Origin of the sequence: Citricoccus zhacaiensis (assembly GCF_014645315.1) — a bacterium.
Taxonomy (GTDB): Bacteria; Actinomycetota; Actinomycetes; order Actinomycetales; family Micrococcaceae; genus Citricoccus; species Citricoccus zhacaiensis.
The window spans coordinates 1-872 of record NZ_BMLQ01000020.1 but is presented as its reverse complement, the minus strand read 5'-3'; the positions used below and the strand labels follow the sequence as shown (position 1 = coordinate 872).

The window sequence follows — 872 nt, the reverse complement described above, 5'->3', positions numbered from 1 at the left end:
CGCACCCTTGACGCCCGAGGGGCGTCGTCGTCTTGCTGTTCTCGTTGTCGATCAGGGCTGGCCGTTGCGTCGGGCGGCGGAGCGCTTCCAGTGCTCACCGGCAACGGCGAAGCGATGGGCCGATCGATATCGGGCCGGGCTACCGTTGATCGATCGCAGCTCGAGGCCGCAGACCTCGCCGAACCGGCTGCCGCACCAGACCGAGCGGCGGATCGTCGCGTTGCGGTTCACGCGCCGATGGGGGCCACACCGGATCGCTTATCACCTGCGGTTGCATCGCTCGACAGTCGGTAGGGTGCTGGCCCGGTATCGGATGCCGAAGCTGGCGAATATCGACCAGGCCACTGGTCTGCCGGTCCGTAAAGCCAAACCGGTGCGCTACGAGGTCGACAGGCCCGGCCAGCTCGTCCACGTGGACATCAAGAAGCAAGGCCGCATCCCGGACGGCGGGGGCTGGCGTGTCCATGGGAAGGGATCCGTGCAGGACCGCGCTGCCGGCCTCGCCCGAGGAAAAGCGACGCGTGCCGGCGCGGCGGGCTCACGCGGCTACCGATACCTGCACCACGCCGTCGACGACCACTCCCGCATCGCGTACTCGGAGATCCTCGACGACGAACGCAAAGAAACCGCCGCCGGCTTCTGGACCCGCGCGAACGCGTTCTTCGCCGGCCTCGGGATCACCGTGAACGCGGTGATGACCGATAACGGCGCCTGCTATCGGTCCCACGCCTTCGCTGACGCCCTCGGAGAGAGCGTCAAGCACAAAAAGACCAAACCTTACCGGCCACAGACCAACGGCAAGGTCGAGAGATTCAACCGCACCCTCGCCGCTGAATGGGCCTACGCGAAGCCCTATACCAGCGAGATAGAGC

General features: G+C 66.5%; 1 protein-coding gene. It reads left to right on the top strand.

The features are described 5' to 3' along the window. A partial coding sequence (locus IEX49_RS16615; protein ID WP_188807295.1) for an IS481 family transposase occupies nucleotides 1-872 on the top strand: 872 nt, incomplete at both ends.